Source organism: Blastocatellia bacterium (genome assembly GCA_025054955.1).
GTDB lineage: Bacteria > Acidobacteriota > Blastocatellia > HR10 > J050 > JANWZE01.
The window spans coordinates 13291-28935 of the sequence record JANWZE010000035.1; the positions used below are offsets into that span (position 1 = coordinate 13291).

The 15645-nt window shown below is 53.7% G+C and carries 15 protein-coding genes; 8 read left to right on the forward strand and 7 right to left on the reverse strand.

Going from position 1 to position 15645, the window contains the following annotated elements; genetic code table 11:
* Positions 1–15 precede the first annotated feature (15 nt).
* A complete protein-coding gene (gene ptsP / locus NZ823_04590; protein MCS6804406.1) occupies positions 16–1791 on the forward strand; it encodes a phosphoenolpyruvate--protein phosphotransferase in 1776 nt (591 codons plus the stop codon).
* 188 nt (positions 1792–1979) lie between these two features.
* Here the strand turns inward: ptsP and NZ823_04595 are convergent, their stop codons facing one another.
* From NZ823_04595 to NZ823_04610, 4 genes are all read right to left on the reverse strand, one after another.
* Positions 1980–2693: a hypothetical protein gene (locus tag NZ823_04595; GenBank protein ID MCS6804407.1), complete on the reverse strand. Its 714-nt coding sequence runs from the start codon at positions 2691–2693 to the stop codon at positions 1980–1982.
* Positions 2694–2699: 6 nt separating this feature from the next.
* Complete coding sequence (locus NZ823_04600; GenBank protein ID MCS6804408.1) at positions 2700–3275, reverse strand: stage II sporulation protein M; 576 nt, start codon at positions 3273–3275, stop codon at positions 2700–2702.
* Between the two features lie 254 nt (positions 3276–3529).
* Entirely contained in the window at positions 3530–3739 is a 210-nt protein-coding gene (locus NZ823_04605) for a hypothetical protein (protein MCS6804409.1), read from the reverse strand.
* A gap of 204 nt (positions 3740–3943) precedes the next feature.
* Positions 3944–4147: a hypothetical protein gene (locus NZ823_04610; GenBank protein ID MCS6804410.1), complete on the reverse strand. Its 204-nt coding sequence runs from the start codon at positions 4145–4147 to the stop codon at positions 3944–3946.
* A 444-nt stretch (positions 4148–4591) separates the two neighbouring features.
* Between NZ823_04610 and NZ823_04615 the strand changes: the two genes are divergently transcribed.
* Both NZ823_04615 and ilvA read left to right on the forward strand, forming a co-directional pair.
* Positions 4592–6142, forward strand: coding sequence for an acyl-CoA carboxylase subunit beta (locus NZ823_04615; protein MCS6804411.1), 1551 nt, complete (start codon positions 4592–4594; stop codon positions 6140–6142).
* Positions 6143–6173: 31 nt separating this feature from the next.
* Complete coding sequence (gene ilvA, locus NZ823_04620; protein ID MCS6804412.1) at positions 6174–7694, forward strand: threonine ammonia-lyase, biosynthetic; 1521 nt, start codon at positions 6174–6176, stop codon at positions 7692–7694.
* A 15-nt stretch (positions 7695–7709) separates the two neighbouring features.
* On the opposite strand, the gene NZ823_04625 is transcribed toward ilvA, so the two are convergent.
* The 3 genes from NZ823_04625 to mgtE all read right to left on the reverse strand — a co-directional run bounded on the left by NZ823_04625 (position 7710) and on the right by mgtE (position 11794).
* Positions 7710–9299, reverse strand: a complete 1590-nt coding sequence (locus tag NZ823_04625) for a DUF1957 domain-containing protein (GenBank protein ID MCS6804413.1) — start codon at positions 9297–9299, stop codon at positions 7710–7712.
* A 79-nt stretch (positions 9300–9378) separates the two neighbouring features.
* Positions 9379–10287, reverse strand: coding sequence for a DUF4912 domain-containing protein (locus tag NZ823_04630; GenBank protein ID MCS6804414.1), 909 nt, complete (start codon positions 10285–10287; stop codon positions 9379–9381).
* A 139-nt stretch (positions 10288–10426) separates the two neighbouring features.
* On the reverse strand, positions 10427–11794 hold the full coding sequence (gene mgtE / locus NZ823_04635) for a magnesium transporter (protein ID MCS6804415.1): 1368 nt from the start codon (positions 11792–11794) through the stop codon (positions 10427–10429).
* 109 nt (positions 11795–11903) lie between these two features.
* On the opposite strand from mgtE, the gene NZ823_04640 reads away from it, so the two are divergent.
* The 5 genes from NZ823_04640 (at position 11904) to ybeY (ending at position 15639) form a co-directional block, all read left to right on the forward strand.
* The gene (locus tag NZ823_04640; GenBank protein ID MCS6804416.1) at positions 11904–12380 is read left to right on the forward strand and encodes an isoprenylcysteine carboxylmethyltransferase family protein; all 477 of its coding nucleotides are present in this window, start codon (positions 11904–11906) and stop codon (positions 12378–12380) included.
* Between the two features lie 204 nt (positions 12381–12584).
* Positions 12585–13016, forward strand: a complete 432-nt coding sequence (locus NZ823_04645; GenBank protein ID MCS6804417.1) for a DUF1844 domain-containing protein — start codon at positions 12585–12587, stop codon at positions 13014–13016.
* 24 nt (positions 13017–13040) lie between these two features.
* Positions 13041–14012 (forward strand): bifunctional riboflavin kinase/FAD synthetase, encoded by a 972-nt coding sequence (locus NZ823_04650; GenBank protein MCS6804418.1) that lies wholly within the window; start codon positions 13041–13043, stop codon positions 14010–14012.
* A gap of 158 nt (positions 14013–14170) precedes the next feature.
* Positions 14171–15130: a PhoH family protein gene (locus NZ823_04655; GenBank protein ID MCS6804419.1), complete on the forward strand. Its 960-nt coding sequence runs from the start codon at positions 14171–14173 to the stop codon at positions 15128–15130.
* Positions 15131–15153: 23 nt separating this feature from the next.
* Positions 15154–15639, forward strand: coding sequence for an rRNA maturation RNase YbeY (gene ybeY, locus NZ823_04660; GenBank protein ID MCS6804420.1), 486 nt, complete (start codon positions 15154–15156; stop codon positions 15637–15639).
* Positions 15640–15645: the final 6 nt, after the last annotated feature.

The following is a 15645-nucleotide window of genomic DNA, read 5'->3' on the forward strand; positions in this document are numbered from 1 at the left end:
AGAACAAGCAACCAGATGATGAAGCAATGGCGCGGATTGGGCGTATCGCCCGGCATTGGCATCGGCTGGATCGTTCGCATGAGCGCGCGCGGAGAGCGCGTGTTCCGCTTCCGTTTGAACCCATCACAAGTGGAACACGAAGTCAAACGACTCACCGAGGCCATTGATAAAACGCGACAGCAACTGCTTCAGATCAAATCGAAGCTGGAACAAACACTGGGATCAGCGCATGCCTACATTCTGGATGCTCACTTGCTCATGCTGGAGGATCGCCAACTGGTCGAAGAGATCAGAACACTCATCCGCTATGAGCTTGTCAACGCCGAATGGGCTGTTAAGACGGTCACCGATCGCATCCTGGCTTCCTACGCTGAAATCAAAGACGAGTACCTCTGTGAGCGAGGCAGTGATGTTCGAGATGTGATGGATCGGCTGACAGCGATGCTGCGAGGCGATCATCCCCCGCAAGGGCTGCCCCAACAAACCATTCTGGTGGCGCAACACATCTTGCCCAGCATCATGGCCGAACTCGATGTCGAATCGGTTGTCGGACTGGTGGCCCAAGCCGGTGGACGCACTTCGCACGCAGCCATCATTGCTCGAAGCCTGGGCATCCCTGCGGTCGTCGGGATTGACCAGTACGAGGAGATTGAAGCCGGAGCGGCAGCCATCATTGATGGGCAGAGCGGTCTGTTGATTCTACACCCCACAGACGAGACTGTGCGCCAGTATCAGCACCGACAAACCGAACGAGAGCGACTCTGGAGCTTCATGCAAGCCCGCGCACAGTTGCCCGCGCAAACGTGTGATGGCATCAGAATCACCCTGCGAGCCAACATCGAATTACCCTCTGAATGCAACATGCTCGCTCACTATAGCGCCCAAGGCATCGGACTCTTTCGGACACAATACCTATTCCTTTCGCGGGCCGCTGACGAGCTGCCTTCAGAAGAGGAGCAGTTCAACGTCTATCGGCAATTAGCTCAAGCCTGCGGAACTGACGGAGTAGGCATTCGCACATTCGACTGGGCTGAAACTGGTGTGGCTCAGTCTGGGCGTGAATTGGAGATCAATCCAGCACTCGGTCTACGCGCGATTCGATTTTCCTTGCAAGCGCGTGACGTGTTCCGCACGCAGTTAAGGGCTATTCTGCGAGCCGCGTGTTACGGGTCTGTGCGCGTTGTTCTTCCGTTGGTATCCACGATCACCGAACTGAGGCAAGCCCGACAAATCCTCCAGCAGGCTGCTCAGGAATTGACCGCTGAGGGCGTCGCTCATCAGGACAATGTCCCTATCGGGGTGATGATCGAGGTGCCAGCAGCGGTGATGATTGCCGATGTGTTGGCGGCCGAATCCGACTTCTTCAGCCTTGGCACGAACGACCTGATCCAATACCTGTTAGCCGTTGATCGCGACAATACGCAGGTGGCCTATCTTTATAAGGCACTACACCCCGCCTTACTACGCGCCATTAAGCAGACAGTTGATGCAGCCACCCATGCGAACATTCCTGTTGAAGTGTGTGGTGAAATGGCTTCGGACCCACTTCATGCCCTTGTCTTGATAGGACTGGGGGTACGCTCCTTGAGTATGGCGCCCAAATTCATACCGTTCATTAAAGACATCATTCGATGCGTTGATGCCGCAACTCTACAACAGACGGTCAAGCGGGCGCTGAACCTATCATCCACTGAGCAAGTAGAAGCACTCTTGCATGAAGAGTGGCATCCGTTTATGCAAATGTGGTCCGAACAGACCCCATCTGAATGGGCTCAAATTGAGCAAGCTTGACAACGAGAGCTTGATCATCCAAACATCGTCTGAACAGAACCCATCTGAATGAGCCTGCCATGAGCCGAGCTTTTGCCCAGCCGTGACCATTCGCTCTGGGGCAGCGCATGGCTAAACGCATGCACCCGGCCGCGCCGTCCCCGATGCTCAAACACGCATTTTCAAACGGATTGACTCAAGCGGAAACTCTAGGGTTCTACAATCTGTTTGACCCGGTCCATGACACTCCCCCCACCTGTATTCATAACCATGCGCACAAGCATAATGGACACAGCAAACGTCACAGGGATCACGAATGCCTTCCAGGCAGCCAATTGAAGCCGCCGATATAACAACCGGCCACAAATCAGGCAGGAGCAGATTGCCGCTGCGATCCAAAACGGCGTCAAGCTGGCCGTCTCTTGCTGTTTTGCTCTTAACAATTCATCCATCTTTGCTTGCGTTGCAGGATCAATCGTGGGCTGGTTTATATTGCTGAGCATGGTATTGAAGACCTCCGTCAGCTTCTGCGAAACGCTGGGATCTACTTTCATAAACACGACTGTGTAGACCAACAATCCCAACATAAGCACAGCAAGGGGGAGGATCGAAAGAACAACGATTTGATAGAGCTTGCGTAGATCAACGCGTGTGTCCATCAAATATAACCAGCAAAAGATGAAGACCATGGCCAGCGGCACCAGGCTCAGATAAAACCCACTATTGACCAAAAAAAGCACGCTAAAGAGCGCCTGCAACAGACCGCGTATTTGTTCCGGCACGAAGGAGAGATACTTATTCAAGCCGGCATATTGTGCTGTCCAACTCAAGATAAAGAAGGCCACGAGCGTCAGGTGGTATTTCAACAAAGAGGACTTGCCTTCTTCTGTGACCGGTTGTGCAGAGGGTTGTGGTGCACTCATAGAACTTCACGGATGAAAATATCGAGCCGCAATCACGGGCGTCAAAAATGTTTCAATAGCAGCAGCAATCACTAAGACCACATAAGCCGCCAACGCGATACGTGCGTAGTTTTTCACTTCTGTAGTCCAATCCACTGTGTCACCTTGAAGCTGGCGATACACCCGGAAGGGGAAATAAAATCCCAACGCTGCTATAACCATAAACGATGAAATTTCAAAAATCCCATGTGGCAAAACAGTAGCCAACAAAAAGGCTAATGTTATGCCTGGTGCTGCGGTCAATTGACCGAAGACAAGTCCTAGGCTGCTGCCAATCAGAAACGAGTGGATCATAGAAACGATGCCGCAGGTTAGGATACCCATAAACAAAAACAGGAAGACTTTTGAATTCGTCGTGAGAATCAATTTGAAGGTGGCGGCTGACCGCACGCGTTCAAGGATGGAGAGATCAAACGACCGGGCATCAATCTGGGCCAGCAGAAAATCAGGCAGCTTAATCGAAGCCGCGAGCATGAAACCCGCAAGGAAAATCAGCAAGCAGAGCGCAAGGCAAACTCCAAACTGTTTCCAGTTAAAACTCACACTACTATCTTACTGTTCCTTGTCGCTCTGTGGCAAAGCAAGCTGATAGCCCCGAAAAGAGGCTTCCTCTATCTCGTCGCACGTATTGAAGTGGGAAATACAAGCCAGCCCTGTAAATATGCAGAAAACAGCTTATATGAGCGGTTGCCGATGAAAGGTCATCCGCTAGCCGTCTCAAAATGTAAAGTCGCTTTCAGACCGCAGGACTCAGAACAGGCCCCCATCCGAAAGCGACTTTGAATTTTGCTGATCGTTTACAGGATAAAAAGCAGACTCTCGGAGACCGTCTGCCCAGCAAAGCCCAAAATCCCAATGACCAATAGCGGAAGCGTCAACAACAAAATTGTGTTGAATCCTGCCGGGAAAAAGAGCAGCAACAATACCGCTACCTTGGGGAGAACGCTTGGGAGTGCCAGTAATAGAGGTGAGCCAACAACACCAGCCAAAGCTAGTAGTTTTTTCATAAAAACCCTCCTTAGTCTAGAGAATTGGATTCAAACGCCAAGACCGACTTACTAAAGTTGGCAAGATGGTCAGATAAATTGCTTCCATGTGTCGAAGCAAAACCGACAACGCATTCCTCTGTGCTCCTAGTTGCCAAGGAGTAACACATAGGTAAAACGAGTCGCTTCCAGGCCGCTCTCAGATTGCTGAAAGCGACTAGTCAACTACAGGATGAACACAAAATCTGACGGCAGGAAGAACCCGCCCGGAAAGAAAATCAGGCTGCTAAATAGCGCCACCAGAGCTCCGAACCCAATATTGCTGCCCAATTGGAGCAGAGCGAGCAAAATACCAAGAACCTTGGGTACGGCAACACCAACTGCCACTGGCGTGCAAAGGATACTGGCTAACGCTAGAACCTTGTTCATAACACCCTCCTTAGTCTAATTTGATAAAGCCGAGCCGTAGTATACATACAGGCTACTACCTTGTCAAGAGATTTTAAGTTCCGCCTATGCGCCCTTGAAGAATGATGGGAAAAGACTTGGGTGAATTTCTCCCCTACCCCAAGCAGTCTTACACCACGATAGCAATTTCATGTATCACAACCAGGATGGCTTCGCGGTACCCCGAGGTCATGATGCCTCACGCAGCGGTTTTCAACCTATGGAAGAACCTATACCTGCGCTTCAGGCATGCTTGCATCAAGCCTTCATGACTCGGCTTTTGCTGACGAGCGGTGGCAGGCCGACTTCTCTGGTTCGTGGCCGACTGACAGCTAATGATATTGTCCCAATGCTTGATCGGCCTAATCAACTTTGTTAGAGTTAGCGGGCAAAAACAAACTTCTACCTGAGGGCAATAAACAAGCTATGGACATTCATGAGAAATTGAAGCTGCTTCAACGGCAAAATGCGCTGGCCGAAAGTGGCGGTGGAGCCGAGCGCATTGCCAAGCAACATGCGGCTCAGAAGATGACAGCCCGCGAGCGCATTCACCAGTTACTGGATGAAGGGACATTCGAGGAATTTGACAAATTCAAAACCCACCGCTGCCTTGATTTCGGGATGCAAGAGCAGCGGATTCTAGGCGACGGGTTTGTTGCCGGGTACGGCAAAATTGATGGTCGCCCGGTCGTCGTCTTTGCTCAGGACTTCACAGTGTTTGGTGGGTCTTTATCTGAGACGAACGCGCAGAAGGTTTGTAAGATTATGGACCTGGCGATGAAAATCGGTGTCCCCATTATCGGGCTGAACGATAGTGGCGGCGCGCGCATTCAGGAAGGTGTTGCCTCGTTGGCCGGCTACGCCGACATCTTTTTGCGCAACGTCTTGGCCTCCGGCGTGGTCCCACAGATTTCAGCCATTATGGGCCCATGCGCCGGCGGGGCTGTCTACAGCCCAGCTATCACCGATTTCATCGTGATGACGAAACAGACCAGTTACATGTTTATCACCGGCCCCGATGTGATCAAGGCCGTGACGCACGAAGAAGTGACCAAAGAGGATTTGGGTGGAGCGGCTACGCACAATGCCAAAAGTGGTGTGGCTCACTTCCTAGCCGAGGATGAAGCAGAGACATTCCACATCATCCGCGAGCTCTTATCATTCATGCCTTCTAACAATATGGAGGACCCGCCACGACAAGCCTGCTCAGACCCTCCTGATCGCGTTGAAGAAAAGCTCAACACCATTATCCCGTCCGCTTCCAATCTTCCCTATGACATTCGGGAGGTCATTCATGCGGTTGTTGATGAAGGATATTTCTTCGAGGTGCACCAGTATTTTGCGCCGAACATTGTCGTTGGATTTGCTCGGCTTGACGGTCGGCCGGTGGGTATTGTGGCCAACCAGCCGGCCTATCTGGCAGGCGTCTTAGATATTGATGCCTCTATTAAAGGCGCGCGTTTCGTCCGGTTCTGTGACTGCTTCAATATCCCGATTATTACATTTGAGGATGTTCCGGGCTTCTTACCCGGAGTCCAACAAGAGCACGGCGGCATCATTCGACACGGGGCTAAACTACTGTATGCTTTCTCTGAGGCCACCGTTCCAAAAATCACGGTCATTACCCGCAAAGCCTACGGAGGCGCTTATTGTGTTATGGGATCGAAGCACATCCGCACGGACATCAATTACGCGTGGCCGACGGCGGAGATCGCAGTGATGGGCCCTGAAGGCGCAGTCAATATTTTGTACCGCCGAGAGCTCCAGACAGCGGCAGACCCTGAGGCAGTGCGCAAGCGCCTCATTCAAGAATATGAGGAGAAATTTGCTTCACCTTATGTAGCGGCTGAGCGTGGCTACATTGATGAAGTCATCGAACCAAAACTGACGCGACCAAAACTCATTCGCGCGCTCGAGCTGCTGAGCACGAAACGGGACACAAATCCTCCGAAAAAGCATGGCAATATTCCTCTATGACTGATACCGATGTTCTAGGAAAGAGCAAACTATGCACAATACCGTCAATGACTACCTGGAACGTATTCTGACCGCGCAGGTTTATGATGTTGCTATTGAGACGCCGCTGGAGCGACTTCCCTTGTTGTCGCAGCGACTCGGTCATCACGTTTTTCTGAAACGCGAAGACATGCAGCCAGTTTTCTCCTTCAAGCTACGGGGAGCCTACAATAAGATGGTGCGGCTTGATCCACAGGTGCGACAGCGTGGCGTGGTAGCAGCCTCTGCCGGCAATCATGCTCAAGGGGTTGCTTTGGCGGCGCAAGCGCTCAATTGCCAGGCAGTGATCGTGATGCCTGTGACGACGCCGCAGATCAAGGTCAATGCCGTCAGGAAGCTTGGCGCTCACGTGATCTTGCATGGCGACTCATACGACGAGGCCTACGCATACGCAAGGCAGTTGACAACCGAGGAAGGACGGACCTTTGTTCACCCCTATGATGATCCGGACGTCATCGCCGGTCAGGGAACCGTGGCGATGGAGATTCTGCGGCAATACAACAAACCGTTGCACGCGATCTTCGTGCCGGTCGGTGGCGGTGGATTGATTGCTGGGATCGCAGCCTATGTCAAACGGCTGCGCCCTGACATTAAGATCATCGGCGTGGAACCGCTCGATGCTGATGCCATGTACCAATCATTGCGTCAGAAGCAACGCGTCCGCTTATCACATGTCGGATTGTTCGCCGATGGCGTGGCCGTCAAAGCTGTCGGGCAAGAAACGTTCCGGCTATGCCAGCAGTTTGTTGACGAGATTGTGCTGGTTGATACGGATGCCATCTGTGCTGCGATTAAAGATGTCTTTGAGGACACGCGCTCAATCCTGGAGCCATCCGGTGCGTTGAGCGTGGCTGGCGTCAAAGCTTATGCCGCACGGCAGAACCTGGAGGGGCAATCAACTGTCGCCATTGCCTCGGGAGCGAATATGAATTTTGATCGCCTGAGGCACGTCTCAGAGCGAGCTGAGCTTGGGGAAGAACGAGAAGCCATCCTCGCCGTTACCATTCCTGAACGACCGGGCAGTTTCAAAGCGTTTTGTTCATTGCTCGGCCCGCGCAATATAACCGAGTTTAACTACCGTTATGCTGACCCCACCTGGGCTCATGTGTTTGTTGGACTGGAGATCCAGCGTCGGGAAGAAGTGCAAGCCATCATCAGCATGCTGCGCGCTCATGGCCTAGAGGCGCTCGATTTCACGAACAACGAACTGGCGAAGTTGCACATTCGCCACCTTGTCGGTGGGCATGCGCCGCAGGTTGACAATGAGGTGCTTTATCGCTTCGAGTTTCCCGAACGTCCCGGCGCGTTGATGAATTTCCTCAACAGCATGACACACAACTGGAACATCAGCTTGTTCCACTATCGCAATCACGGCGCCGATTATGGTCGCGTGCTCGTTGGCATACAGGTGCCGCCGCAAGATCAGCCGGCATTCCAACAATTCCTCAACACGCTTGGATACGCCTATTGCGAGGAGACGCACAATCCGGCGTATAAACTGTTTTTAGCCTGAACAGGGGCAGGCTTTTTATATGCTCCGGTAGACGCGGTAATCAATCTCTTGAAAGATTGTGTCCTTGCTTTCTACATCTTCCAACCACTGTTCATCAATCTGTCCTGATTGAATCGCTTCGTCCAATCGGTGAAACCGGTGGATATGATCTTTGACCCGCTTGATAGCATACGAGACAGCCGTTCCGGTGGAAATGATAAATGGCCAGTCACTGGACTGAGCCAGCAATAGCTCACGCGCTGCCTGATTGAGCGCCCTGAGCCGGAGCCCCTGGGCAGTCGGATTTTGATTGGCCAGCTCGATCATGCGTCGTTCGGCGTAGTGCAGATGCGGGTATATCCACTCAGTGCTGCCATTGAGCCACATCCGGTAGTACCCTTCGGCGCCCCAGGACGAGGAAGCGGGCGTCTGCTGTTGAATATCATTGTATTCACTGAGATAGTCTAGTGGCGTAGCCAGTCGGATGCGGTCTGTGTCGTAGTATGTCATTCGAATCAGGAAATTGAGGAACTGCGGTCCCTCGAACCACCAATGACCAAACAGCTCAGCATCGTATGGCGAGACGATCAGTGGTTTACGTCCGAGCAGCGGATAGAGGTACTCCGCTTGTCGCTGTCGGCTCGTGAGGAAGTGGCGAGCATGCTCGGCTGCTCGCTCAGTCGCTATTGAAGGAACATAGAAATCCTTTTGGTCTAGCCCGACTTTACCGGTGACACGATGATACTTCAGACCGATATTTCGGCGTACACCGTCGCTGTGCAGATAAGGCTTGATATATTCATACTCAGCATCGTATCCGAGGTCACGGTAAAACTCGCGATAGACCGGGTCGCCCGGATAGCCGATTTCCGAGCTCCAGACCTGCTCGCTTGTTTCGACATCGCGGGCAAATGCATAGACGTCGGCAGGTGTTTTCACAGGCGCGTAAATGCCGCGAAGCGGACGAGGCTGACCGTACATGATGCCGTGTGAGTCCACGATGAAATAACGGATGCCCGCCTCAGCAAGCAATTGTTCGAGGCCTGGCTCGTACGCGCATTCGGGCAGCCAGATACCTTGCGGGTCGCGCCCGAAGTGTTTTATGTAGTTGCGCCGCGCCACTTGAATTTGCGCTCGTCGCGCTTCGGTCGTGCTCATCAACGGCAAGAAGCCGTGCGTCGCAGCGCAGGTGATAATTTCTAAGTAGCCGGCATCCTGAAGCTCGCGAAAGCCGTTGACTAAGTTGCGTTGGCACTGATCTTCATAAATGGTCTGCGCCGCGCGGAAATGATCCAGATACATGCGGGCTGTTTCGTGCTGCGCTGGATGATTCTTGGTGCGTTCAACTTCTTTCTCTGATAATTCGATGAGCCGATGCAGATGCTTAACATATCGCTGCTGCAGCAGTGGATCAACGAGCATTTCACACAGCGGCGGCGTCAATCCCATTGTCACACGGAATCCGATCCCTTCCTCGGCGAGCGTGCGAAAGAGAAACAGAAGGGGGATATAGGTCTCGCTGATGGCCTCAAAGAGCCAGTCTTCTTCCAAGAACTCCGGATACTCCGGATGACGCACAAACGGTAGGTGAGCATGGAAGATCAGCGCGAGCAGTCCTTGTTCCATAATCTGGAAGCACTCTGTGCAAGGCAACGTGCTACGATCCACTATCGAACTGGGACACGTTGGCACGCGTCATCGGTCATCACAGTGGGCTTGCTGGTACGCCCACCGGCCGCACAGGCGGACGCATCATCGAGGGGAACCAACGGTGACCGGCTGGCGGTTGAGCCATTATTTCCGAACCCACTTGTACCAGACGCATGTCTTCGCGTTGCAAATCGAGAATCTGCCAGTAGGCATCCGGCGCGGTCTCGTACACCAGTTCCGGCACGTACTCCAGAAACGCCTGACGCATCGCTTCGAGGCCGACGCCGACGCCAATAGCTCGTAACTGATGCTGCAACCAATCGGGCAATTGGGAGATTTCGTCTTCGCTCAGCACCTGACCTTGTAACAGCTTCATGACCATATCCCGAATCCAGGCGGGCAACTGATTGACCCACCACGGCACCGTTGATTGATCCGTCTCAATCAGGGTGGAAGCAGAGACTGAGGTCGGCGGCGCAGCGACGTCAGCTTCCGTCACGCTCGAATCCAAGCCAGGGCCAATCCGTGGCGTGCGCACCTGTGGTGAACGCAACCAGCGAATATATCCATATCGCGGCGCATAAAAACCGACTTCAACTTGGTATGGAGCATCCGGATAGACATCAAACCACCAACGCGTGGCCAGATTCGTTTCATAAAGACCTTCCCAACCCACACGCGGATTGCGCAACTTGATTACCGTGCGAAATCGTTTCACCTCGGCAGGAGGAAAAATTTTCTCCAGCGACCTCCAGGCCCGCTGACTGATAGACCAGAAGGCATGCAGCCTATAGGGGTTCTGCACCATGACACTGAGCATATCAACATCATAACGGTCAGGGATCGGAAGGCCCAAATCAATATCAGTTGTATGCGTCGGTCGTCGAGCGACTTCCTCAGCGCGTTGTTGAATGGTCGGTGTCCGCGTCAGCGCGTGACCAGGAACGGTATAATTCAGAACCATACATGACTCTCCTCACGTCAGTGTCAACAGCTCGATCTTCACAGCTAACAGGCTCGCTTGAACTGAGCCCTACAGCCGAGCGCCACGGCTGGCCAGCCGCCTGTTTGAGTGTTGACTCTGCCGTTTGATATTCGGATGTTCATTGTATCCATCTTAGGAACAAAGTCGCCAATCCTAAAAAGGAAAAAAAACCACACACATCGGTAAATGTCGTGACAAAGATGCCGGACGCCACGGCTGGATCAGCGCGAAGCCGTTTCAGCACCAGCGGGATCAGAGTGCCCATCAATCCGGCCACAAACATGTTACTGATCATGGCAAGAGCAATCACCACGCCCAGCATCGGCCGCCCAAACCAAAGCCATGCCAACAGACCCACCACCAGCCCGTTGCCAATACCGTTGCCAATGCCAACGAGGACTTCTTTGAGGATCACGCGCTTGGTATTGCCCCATGAGAGCTCACCTAAGGCTAAACCACGCACGGTCACCGTCAACGTCTGAATCGCCGCATTACCCCCCATGCCTGCAACAATCGGCATGAGCACTGCGAGCGCCACCACTTGACTGATGGTCCCCTGGAACGCATAGACCACCGTCGAGGCAACGACCGCGGTAATCAAATTCACATACAGCCATGGGAGCCGGAGTCGAATCGAGCGCAGCGCCGGCGTCCCAACTCGCTCCTCCGTGTCTACACCGGCCAGACTATACAAATCCTCTGTGGCTTCTTCACGAATGACATCCACGACATCATCAACGGTGACCATCCCAACCAACCGATTCTCCTCGTCGGTAATTGGGACCGCCACGAAGTTATACTGACTGACAATGCGCGCGACTTCCTCCTGATCGGCGCTGGTCGGCAGACTGATGACATCGGTGGACATGATCTTTTTCAACGGCATGCTGGGCGGGTTCAGCAACAGCTCTCGCAGACTGACCACGCCGACCAGATGGTGTCGGTCATCCACCACATAGACATAGAAGACCATCTCCAATTCATCACTTTTTCGTTGGAGTGTAGCGATGGCTTCGCTGATGGTCACGTCCTCATGCAACGCGAACACATCGGGCGTCATGATACGACCGGCTGTGTCTTCGGCAAACTGGAGTTGATCTAAGACGTCTGCCGACTGATCCACGTGCATCAAGTTCATGACTGACTCGAACAGGTCTGGCGGCAGTTGGGAAGCCAACAGCGTGGCATCGTCGGTCGGCAGTCGCTGCAATAACTTGGCGATCGTTGGCGGGTCCAGTTGAGCCAGCAAACGAGCGGCAACTTCGGGCGCCATCTCGCCCAGCGTTTCTGTCACCAGTTCCTCATTCTGACCGAGTAGGACGTTAAAGGCGAATGATCGCTCTTGCTCTGTCAGGCCACCAAAAATAGACGCAATATCAGCCGGACGTAACTTTTGCAACAAGTTGCCTAAGTGCGTCCCGGCCCGCATGCGAGCCAGCTTCCGCGCTGACTCGGCGGCCACATCCAGTTTCCGCAAATACGCCATACGATTAAATCGGGCAGTTTACCAAAGACCACGTCATGTTCCAAGTGCTCGGCAGATTTTTGCTGCTTTAGCAGGAGGAATTTACCCAGCCAAGGCAAAAAGCTATCTTATGTGCATGACTTCCTATCAACGCATTTTTGGATCAGGGCCGTTACTGTTGGTGCTGACGCTCGCGCTCATGCTGGGAACTCTGCAGGCGCAGAAGGTCATCGGTGGAGCGCACTGGCAAGGAGCCGTTACCCTCCGCTCGGCGCTGGCTGGCTTTGTGACGGTGATCGGGATAAGCATCATTCTTTGGTCATTTGGCACACTGAGCCTGCGGCAGCGAGGCCGTGAACTGGTTACCAGAGGGCCTTATCGGTACGTCCGACACCCGCTCTACAGCGTCATGTTTTGGGGTCCTCATCTGTTGGTCTTTCTGTTAACGGGGACATGGTTGGCGCTTGCGGCTATTGTGCTGATGTTCGTGGCCGGTCACCTGTTGATTGGACATGAGGAGAAACTGATGGAACAGACATTTGGAGAGGCGTGGCTGGAGTACGCCCGGCGAACACCTCGATTCTTGCCACGGCTCTTGCGAAGCTGATGGTGCGTACACAAAGCCGTTGCCATCGGCAAGCTTTTGTCATCGGAAGACTGATGTACAAGGCTCTTGCCCGCATATTTCGAGGGCCGTCGCTCGCGCTGCCTCGCTTGCTATGGGAAGGCTGATATACAAGGCTCTTGCTCCTACGTGGTCATGATGTTAGCATCTTGCTCCCAAGCCTATTGAGCGAGGACGATTCTCAGAATGAGCGAAGAACGAACCGAGACCATAAAAGTTACGGACCGGCGACACTTCTACGCGGATGGCACACGGCGGCAAGAAGCCAGTCAGGAGGAATCCGACCAGATACCGGCCTCGACAACCCAGACAGTCGCATCCGATTCCAACGCAGCCGCGCAGCCCGCGCCAAGCGAGCAGGAGAATCCGGTGTTCTTGGATTTTCTGGCCAATCTCATCAGCGGCGCGGCTGGTTATCTGGGGCTTGCACCACACCCGATCACCGGCCAGATGACTTCTGACCTAGATGGAGCCAGGCACATGATTGATGTGCTCAAAGCGTTGCAGCAAAAAACCAGAGGCAACTTGACAGCTTCCGAACGGGAGTTCTTGGACAACGCCTTAGCCCAGTTGCAACTTGCCTACGTTCGCGCGTCGTCGGCCAAACAGAGCGCGTGAGTGGCAATTCAATGTTGACGCACCATGAAGATTGCTTACGAGCTGACTAGCCCCGATATTGCGCAACCCACTGTCTTAACATGGGGCGTCTTTGATGGACTTCACATCGGCCATCAACAAATCATCCGGACGGTCGTGCAACGGGCTCGGCTGGTATCGGCTGTGCCGACAGTCGTCACGTTCGATCCTCATCCGCGCGCCGTGTTGAGGCCTGAGCACGCGCCGCCGCTGCTGCAAACCTTCGGCCAACGCCTGGAAGGATTCGAGCAACTGGGCATCGAACAAACGGTGGTGATCCGGTTTTCACCGGAGTTTGCCGCGACGCCTGCCGAACAGTTTCTGCGCAACCTCATTTTTGGACGCCTCGGCGCTCTGGAAGTATACGTGGGGCAAGGCGTCGCGTTTGGACACAATCGCGAGGGACGTTTTGAATTAGTCGAGCGTGTCAGCGCGGAGCTGGGACGGCGAGCAGCCATCGTCCCTGAAGTGATGTATCGCGGCCATCGCGTTCGCTCAACGACAATTCGGCGATTGCTCAAAGCGGGATACCTGAATCTCCCCCGTCGCATGTTGGGGCGTCCTTATGAAGTCATCGGCACGGTAATCCGAGGACGAGGCATCGGCGGAGAGTTGCTGGTTTCCACCGCTAATCTACAGTTGGAAAACGGCGTCATTCCCGCTCAAGGCGTGTATGTGACATGGGCATACGCAGGCCAGCAGTGGCGCCCCAGCGTAACCAACATCGGCACACGCCCAACGTTTGGCGGCGACCCACACATCAGTGTTGAATGTCACCTGCTGGATACGCAGCAAGACCTCCTTGGGCAGCGCCTGCGCCTGCGATTCTTGCATCGGCTGCGCGATGAGATTCGATTCCCCGATGTGACAGCATTGAAGCAACAAATCATGAAAGACATTGAGCGAACGCGACGCTATTTTCAACGCGCAACAGTCCACTGCTTGTCAATTGCCGATTTTCAACCGCCGGCTCACTGAGCCAGCCAACGGGCAAGCAAACCGGAAAAGTACACTGTTGCTTGACAGCCTCATTTCTTCTTTTGTAAGGTGTTTTTCGATGAACATCCACATATTGACCGACATCAGTGGCACTGGTGACCATGACCGATTTACATCGCGGAGGTAGTGCGACAGTTTTGAAGAAGATTGTTGTGCCCCATAAAGGATTAGAAACGCTGTTTGGCCCTCACGACCAAAATCTGAAATATCTTGAATCCATGCTCAATGTCCGGGTGGACGCTCGCGGCAACGTGCTGACCGTTGAAGGTGAAGAGCAAGATGTACATGTTGTCGAGCGCATCTTCGACGACTACGCCGCGCTGTTGCGCGATGGCCATCAACCCACGGAAAAAGAAGTGAAGCATGTCTTTCAGCAAATCGCCGAGGATCGCACATACAGCCTACGCGACCATTTCCTCGAAGGCAGCTTCACGCCGGCAGGTAAAAAGCGGATTGTCGCGCGCACACCCACACAGTTGAAGTACATTCAAGCGATCCGTGAAAACGACATCGTGTTCGGGATTGGGCCGGGAGGCACAGGGAAAACTTACCTGGCCGTTGCGATGGCCGTGGAAGCATTGACGACCAAGCGGGTCAGCCGCATCATCCTGACGCGACCGGCAGTGGAGGCCGGCGAGCGGCTCGGCTTCCTTCCCGGCGACATGCAAGAGAAGATTGACCCGTACTTGCGGCCCCTATATGACGCCCTCTACGACATCATGGAGTTTGAGCGGGTCACGCAGTTGATGGAGCGGCGGATCATCGAGATTGCCCCGCTGGCCTTTATGCGGGGGCGCACACTCTCCAATTCATTTATCATTCTGGACGAAGCGCAAAACACGACCAGCGAACAGATGAAAATGTTTTTGACGCGATTGGGCGTTGATTCCAAAGCCGTCATCACGGGAGACATCACCCAGATTGATCTGCCACCAGGGAAACGATCCGGTTTGGTCGAAGCCCAACAAGTCATTCAGCATGTTGAGGGATTGGCCTTCATTTACTTCACCGAGCGAGATGTCGTTCGCCACCGGCTGGTGCGACTCATTATCAAAGCCTACGAAGAATATGACCGAAATCAGCCGATGACGTCATAGCATATTGCATTAACGGAACCCCGATGAAGAATCACTCTCCTGCCGAATCGAAAACGGAATCAGATGACGACCCTTCAATCCTGGTGTTGAACCGTCAACGATTTCGTCCCGTGCAATGCCATGCGCTGGCACAACTGGCGCGGCAGGTCTTAGCGGCTGTCGGTCAAGCTACCAGTCGGCTCACGATCACGCTGGTGAGCGACCGTTGCATGCGACGGTTGAACCGGACATATCGGTCGCTGGATCAGCCTACTGACGTGCTTGCCTTCCCTAACGAACCTGACTTCCCCCACGAGAATCACCCGCGACGGGACCTGGGCGACGTCATCATTTCCACTGAAACGGCAGCGCGGTATGCTGCCCGCTACGGCATCTCGTTCGAGCGAGAGATACAACAGCTTGTCATTCACGGCGTGTTGCATTTGTGCGGCTACGACCATGAAACCGATCAAGGTCAAATGAGACAACTGGAGCGGCGGCTACGTCGAAAGCTGCTTGGCAAGGCCTGACCGTCA

Bases quoted from the DNA above. Each gene is read 5' to 3' on its own strand.
- ptsP (MCS6804406.1), top strand. From the start codon at position 16: ATGATGAAGCAATGGCGCGGATTGGGCGTATCGCCCGGCATTGGCATC.
- ybeY (MCS6804420.1), top strand. From the start codon at position 15,154: ATGAAGAATCACTCTCCTGCCGAATCGAAAACGGAATCAGATGACGAC.
- NZ823_04615 (MCS6804411.1), top strand. From the start codon at position 4,592: ATGGACATTCATGAGAAATTGAAGCTGCTTCAACGGCAAAATGCGCTG.
- NZ823_04640 (MCS6804416.1), top strand. From the start codon at position 11,904: ATGTGCATGACTTCCTATCAACGCATTTTTGGATCAGGGCCGTTACTG.
- NZ823_04605 (MCS6804409.1), bottom strand. From the start codon at position 3,739: ATGAAAAAACTACTAGCTTTGGCTGGTGTTGTTGGCTCACCTCTATTA.
- NZ823_04650 (MCS6804418.1), top strand. From the start codon at position 13,041: ATGAAGATTGCTTACGAGCTGACTAGCCCCGATATTGCGCAACCCACT.
- ilvA (MCS6804412.1), top strand. From the start codon at position 6,174: ATGCACAATACCGTCAATGACTACCTGGAACGTATTCTGACCGCGCAG.
- NZ823_04595 (MCS6804407.1), bottom strand. From the start codon at position 2,693: ATGAGTGCACCACAACCCTCTGCACAACCGGTCACAGAAGAAGGCAAG.
- NZ823_04625 (MCS6804413.1), bottom strand. From the start codon at position 9,299: ATGGAACAAGGACTGCTCGCGCTGATCTTCCATGCTCACCTACCGTTT.
- NZ823_04610 (MCS6804410.1), bottom strand. From the start codon at position 4,147: ATGAACAAGGTTCTAGCGTTAGCCAGTATCCTTTGCACGCCAGTGGCA.
- mgtE (MCS6804415.1), bottom strand. From the start codon at position 11,794: ATGGCGTATTTGCGGAAACTGGATGTGGCCGCCGAGTCAGCGCGGAAG.
- NZ823_04630 (MCS6804414.1), bottom strand. From the start codon at position 10,287: ATGGTTCTGAATTATACCGTTCCTGGTCACGCGCTGACGCGGACACCG.
- NZ823_04645 (MCS6804417.1), top strand. From the start codon at position 12,585: ATGAGCGAAGAACGAACCGAGACCATAAAAGTTACGGACCGGCGACAC.